The 5,673-nt window shown below is 69.3% G+C and carries 2 protein-coding genes and 1 pseudogene; 1 reads left to right on the top strand and 2 read right to left on the bottom strand.

From position 1 onward, the window contains the following. Positions 1-106: 106 nt before the first annotated feature. On the top strand, positions 107-1,792 hold the full coding sequence (locus tag AC36XV_RS10775) for an alanine/glycine:cation symporter family protein (RefSeq protein WP_492203688.1): 1,686 nt from the start codon (positions 107-109) through the stop codon (positions 1,790-1,792). A gap of 51 nt (positions 1,793-1,843) precedes the next feature. Here the strand turns inward: AC36XV_RS10775 and AC36XV_RS10780 are convergent, their stop codons facing one another. Together AC36XV_RS10780 and AC36XV_RS10785 are read right to left on the bottom strand one after the other, a co-directional pair. Beyond that, positions 1,844-3,262, bottom strand: a complete 1,419-nt coding sequence (locus AC36XV_RS10780; RefSeq protein WP_492203687.1) for a Glu/Leu/Phe/Val family dehydrogenase — start codon at positions 3,260-3,262, stop codon at positions 1,844-1,846. 131 nt (positions 3,263-3,393) lie between these two features. Then, a pseudogene (locus tag AC36XV_RS10785) lies at positions 3,394-5,673 on the bottom strand (hypothetical protein); the annotation flags it as partial.

The raw sequence follows: 5,673 nt of genomic DNA on the forward strand, positions 1-5,673 counted from the left end.
CGATCGCGTTTCATCCGGGGCGTGCTGAGAACCACCAGAATTCGACGGGGAGCGGATGGGATTCTTCCAGTGGCTGTCTGACTTCGGAAACCGGTACATCGTCGAGATGGGGATCACGGTAGGGGGAGAGACGGTGCCCTACATGGTCATTCTCCTCCTCGGCACCGGCGTGTTCCTCACCCTTCGTCTCGGGTTCATCCAGATCCGCAGGTTGGGGCACGGCTTCAAGGTGACCTCGGGGGTGTACGACGATCCCGACGAGCCGGGAGACGTCTCGCACTTCCAGGCGCTCACGACCGCGCTCTCCGCCACGGTCGGCATCGGAAACATCGCCGGGGTGGCCATCGCGATTCACTGGGGCGGACCGGGCGCCCTGTTCTGGATGTGGGTCACGGCCGCGCTCGGGATGGCCACGAAGTACACCGAGGTCACCCTGGCCCAGAAGTACCGCGACGTCGAGGAGACGCACGGTCACGCCTGGGAAGGGACGGTGTCCGGGGGCCCGATGTACTACATCCAGAAGGGACTGGGGCCCCGCTGGAAGTGGATGGCCGTGCTGTTCGCGATCCTGCTCGGGCTCACGGCCTTTCTGACCGGAAACGCGATCCAGGCCAACACCGTGGCGGACACGATGCGAACGACCTTCGGGGTGCCGGCCTGGGTGACGGGCCTGATCACATCGGGGCTCGTCGCGGCGGTGATCCTCGGCGGGATCACCAGGATCGGAAAGGTGACGGCGATCCTCGCGCCGGCCATGGCCGCCATCTACGTATTCGGTGCTCTGCTCATCATCTCGCTGAACTTCAGCCACGTGGTGCCCGCTTTCGAGCTCATCTTCAGCGAAGCGCTGAATCCCTCGGCCGGTGTGGCCGGAACCGGGGTCGGTGCCTTCCTCGTCACCATGATGTGGGGCGTGCGGCGGGGCCTGTTCTCGAACGAGGCGGGCCAGGGATCGGCCCCGATCGCCCATGCGGCGGCGAAGACGGACGAACCGGTGTCGGAGGGCGTCGTAGCCCTGCTCGAGCCGTTCATCGACACGCTGGTGATCTGCACCATGACCGGGCTGGTGATCCTGACGACAGGGGTGTGGAACGAGAGGCATCCCACTCCGATCACACTCGACGGAGGGGACCTGGGCTGGGTGACGCTCGACTCCGAGGGCGCGCGCGAGACCGTAGACGCGCCGGAAGAGCTGGTGATCTCGGACGGAGGGCACATCGAGCTCGTCGGGGCGCCCCTCCTCGCATGGCACGACGTCTACGTCGAAGAGCTGTTCGTGGACGAGGCGATGACTGTGCCGTTCTCGGGGACGATTCGGCCCGCGGAGGCGACGGCGACGACGGGCGACGGCACGACCTACACGACTCTGTACGGACTGGCGTACGAGAGCGGCGCTCCCCTCACCCAGGCCGGGTTCCGGGCCGGGCTGTCGCCGCTCGGCGGATGGGGTGGGACGATCGTGGTGCTCGCGGTGCTCCTGTTCGCGCTGTCCACGGCGATTTCGTGGAGCTATTACGGGGATCGGTGCGCGAACTACCTGTTCGGTGCGCCGGCCGTGCTGCCGTACAAGCTGGCGTTCGTGACCATGCACTTCATCGGGGCGGTGCTTCCTCTGACGGTGATCTGGAACGTCGGGGACATCTTCCTTTCGGTGGTGATCGTCCCGAACCTCATCGCCCTGATCCTGCTCTCGCCGCAGGTCGTGGAGGAGACGCGCAGCTACTTCCGGCGCGAGCCGTGGAGAGAGAACGAGCAAAAGCACCAGCAGCTGAAGCGCGAAGGGCGGCTCTGAGCCGTCCTTCGCGGCGTCGCCGCCGACCGGAGCCATGCGCCCGGGGCCGGTTCAGGGGAAGATGCCGAGCTCCTCGTAGCACAGGACGATCTTGTCGATCGCGTTGACGAACGCGGCGGTCCGAAGATCGAGATCCTCGCCGTGGCGCTGCTGGACCGCGCGGATCTGGTGGAAGGCGTCGATCATCGTTTCTTCGAGACCCGAGTTCACCAGGTCCTCTTCGTCGGCCCCGCTCGCGAACGTGGCCATCTCGGAATCCGAGAAGTCGGCTCCGGTCGCCTGTTCGACGGCGGCGAGCAGCTGTCGGTGGGACTTCTCGTCGAACCGCTTCTCCATTCGGCCGAAACGCACGTGCGAGAGGTTCTTGAGCCACTCGAAATAGGAGACCGTCACACCCCCGGCGTTGAGGTACAGGTCGGGGATGATCATCACCCCCTTCTCCTTCAGGATCGCATCCGCGTCGGCCGTCGTGGGACCGTTCGCGGCCTCGGCGACCATGCGTGCCTGAACTCGACCCGCGTTCTCGGCCGTGAGCTGGTTCTCGAGCGCCGCCGGAACGAGGATGTCGCAATCCAGCTCCAGGGCCTCCTCCGAGCGCGGGATGTCCGTCGCTCCGGGAAAGCCGAGGATGGAGCCCGAGTCCCTGCGGTGCGTCATGACTTCCTCCAGATCGAGCCCGTCCGGGTGGGCGATCGCGCCTTCGTACTCGGCCAGCCCCACCAGGATGGCGCCGTCCTCCTGGAGGAAGCGGGCGGCGTGGTAGCCGACGTTTCCGAGTCCCTGGACGACGACCCGCTTTCCCTCCAGTCCCGGCGACAGCCCGATCGCCTTCATGTCCTCGGTGGCGTCGCAGGCCTCCCGGACCCCGAAGAACACCCCCCGGCCGGTGGCCTCCAGGCGACCGTGGATTCCCCCCTGGGCGATCGGCTTCCCGGTGACGCAGGCCTCGCCGTTCAGCTCCTCTCCCCCCTTGAGGGACTTGTACGTGTCGACGATCCAGGCCATCTCCGTCTGTCCGGTGCCGTAGTCGGGGGCGGGGACGTCCACACCCGGCCCGATGAACAGCTTCTTCACCAGCTCGAAGGTGTAGCGCCGGGTGATTCTCTCGAGCTCCCGCGGAGAGTAACGGCGGCGATCGATGCGGATCCCTCCCTTGGCCCCTCCGAAGGGCACGTCCACGATGGCACACTTGAAGGTCATGAGGGCCGCGAGGGCCGTGACCTCGTCCTCGTTGACCATCGTGCTGTATCGGATTCCCCCCTTGGTGGGCAGCTTGTGGTGGCTGTGCTCGGCCCTCCACGCATGGACGACTTCGATCGAGCCGTCATCCCGCTTCACCGGAAAGGTGAACCGGTACAGGCTGTTGCATTCCCTGATCTGAGCGAGAAGCCGGGGGTCGTGACCGGACACCTCGGCGGCCCGATCGAAGGCCCGGTTGACCTGCTCGAGAAAGCTGATGTTCGCGCCCACCGCTTCGCCTCCTGAGAGTAGGACCTGGAATGACCCCGCGCCGGCCTTCGCTACGAAGGCCGCTCCGGAGCCGGATCCAATCTACTCAATCGGAAGAGTCGAATCAGCCGGGCAGGGGTACGGCGAGTCGATCAGGGAACGGGACAGCCGGTGACCTCGTACGCCAGCTTGATCCGCTGCATGCTGCGGGAGAGGCTGTCGTGGCGTTCGCCGCGATCTTCGTCGAGATCCGCATCCAGTCGTGAAACCCCGTTGACGGCGTAGGAGACCCATCGCCGGTCGACCTCGACATAGACCTCCTTCAACGCGTCGCAGCCGGCAGCTCCCGCCTCGAACTGTTCAGCGACGGCGCGGAATCGCTCCATCGATCCATCCGCCGAGTCCGCCAGGGCGTCGATGGCGAGGAGTCGGGGATCCCGGTCGACGGTCGTGGCTTCGGGGTCGACCACGACCGGCACGCCCTCCTCGAAGTCCGGCGGAAGCACGACGAGCGGCCTGACACTGGACCCGGCCGACCCCGGACGAGGCTCGGCCAGGCGGCCCGCCGAGTCCGCGACACCCGGGCCCGTGGGGTGGGCCTCCGCCGACTTCGCCCCGCTCGACACCGATGGCGCCGAGATTCGGCCCGCGCCCTCCGGAAGACGGAATACCCGGTCGGCTCCGAACACGGCGAGGCTCACGATACCGATGCTGGCCGCCACGCTGCCCGCCTGCCGGGCCCAACGGGCGAGGCGTTCCCTGCGCTTCCTCCGAACCTCTGCGAGCTGGTCCTCCGCCTCGGCCCGTTGGGTCCGGGCCTCCTCTTCGGTCGCCCGGGCCACCGCCTCGGCCGCCTTGCGAGCGTCGGCCTCGGCCACTTCCCGCCTGGCCCTCTCGACCGCGATCTCACGAGCCGCCTCTTCGGCCTTCTGACGAGCCGCCGCCTCCACCGCCCGCTGGAGCTCCGCATCCCGTCTGCGCTCGACCTCCTGGGCCGTCGCCCTTCGGATCGACTCCAGCTCCGCACCGCGTCGGGCGACCGCTTCCTCCAGCGCCTTGCGCTCCATCCTCAGGCGGGCCACCTCTTCTCGCGCCACCTCGGCGACCTTCTTCGCCTTCGCCGCCATGCGTGCCGCTTCGGTCTCGGCCGCCTGCCGCGCTTCTTCGAGCTCGGCGACCCGGGCCGCGGCCTCTTCCTCCGCCTTGCGCCGACGATCCGATTCGAGCCGTGCCGATCGCCAGGCATCCTCGGCCTCCCGGGCGAGAACTGCGGCGCGCTCCTCGGCCGCCTCCCGTTCCTTCTCGAGATCCGCGGCCTCCTTCGCGATGCGCTCCTCGGCCTCGCGCAGGACCGCCTCTTCCTGCTCCGTCTTGAGCGCGGCCTCTTCCTGGATCGCTTCCTTGGCCGCGCGCTTCTCCGAGGCCTGGCGCAGCGCATCCTCGGCCGCCTGCCGGGCCGCATCGAGCTGCAGCGTCTTCCGGGCCGATTCCTTCTCGATCGCCTCTCGACGTTCGGCCTCCAGCCTGGCGGCCTCCAGCGCGGCCTCGGCTTCCCTGGCCATACGGTCCGCCTCGGCGACCGCGGCCCGCCGCGCGGCCTCGAGCTCTGCGGCCCGCCCGGCCGCCTCGATCTCCGCTGCTCTGCGTGCCGCTTCTTCGTCCCTGCGCCTCGCCGCTTCGCGCTGGGCTGCCTCGAGGGCCGCTTCGGCCTCGGCCGTACGTCTCGTCGCCTCTTTCTCCGCCGTCTGCCGCGTCTCCTCCAGCTCGGCGGTGATGCGGGCGGCCTCCTCTTCGGCGGAACGCCGGGCCTCGGCTTCCACCTCCCGCTGCCGGGCCTCTTCCTCGGCCTGCTTTCTCGCCGCCTCGACCTCGGCGGCTCGTCGCTTCGCCTCCGCCTCGGCGGCTTCCCTGGCCGCCTCCAGCTCGGCCGCTCGCTCACGCGCCGCGGCTTCGGCCTCGCGTCGGGCGATTTCCTCGGACCGATGCCGCTCCGCCTCGGCCTCGGCCGTCCGACGGGCCTCCTCGGCTTCGAGCGCGCGACGCTCCGATTCCTCGGCCGCCCGCCTGGCCGCTTCGACCTCCTCCAAGCGCTTCTCCGCCTCGCGCTCCGCGGTGGCCCGGGCCTCTGCCGCGGCCTGCCGCATGGCCTCGATCTCCGCCGTTCGACGCGCTGCCTCCGCCTCGGCTTCCTTGCGCGCCGCCTCCGCCTCGGTGGCCCAGCGCGCCGCTTCCGCCTCGGCGGCCTTTCGGGCGGCCTCGAGCTCCGTCACCCGGCGCACGGCGTCCGCGATGGCCTCTTCATGGGCCTCGGCCTCGACCTGACGACGCCTCGCCTCGCGCTCCGCGGCTTCGCGCGCCGCGTCCGCCTCGGCGGCCCGCCGGGCGGCTTCGGTCTCGGCCGCCTGAATGGCCGCAGCAGCCTCGGCCGCCCG

Source organism: Candidatus Benthicola sp., assembly GCF_058719085.1.

Coding starts and splice junctions, on each gene's coding strand:
- AC36XV_RS10775 (WP_492203688.1), top strand. CDS start 107: ATGGGGATCACGGTAGGGGGAGAGACGGTGCCCTACATGGTCATTCTC.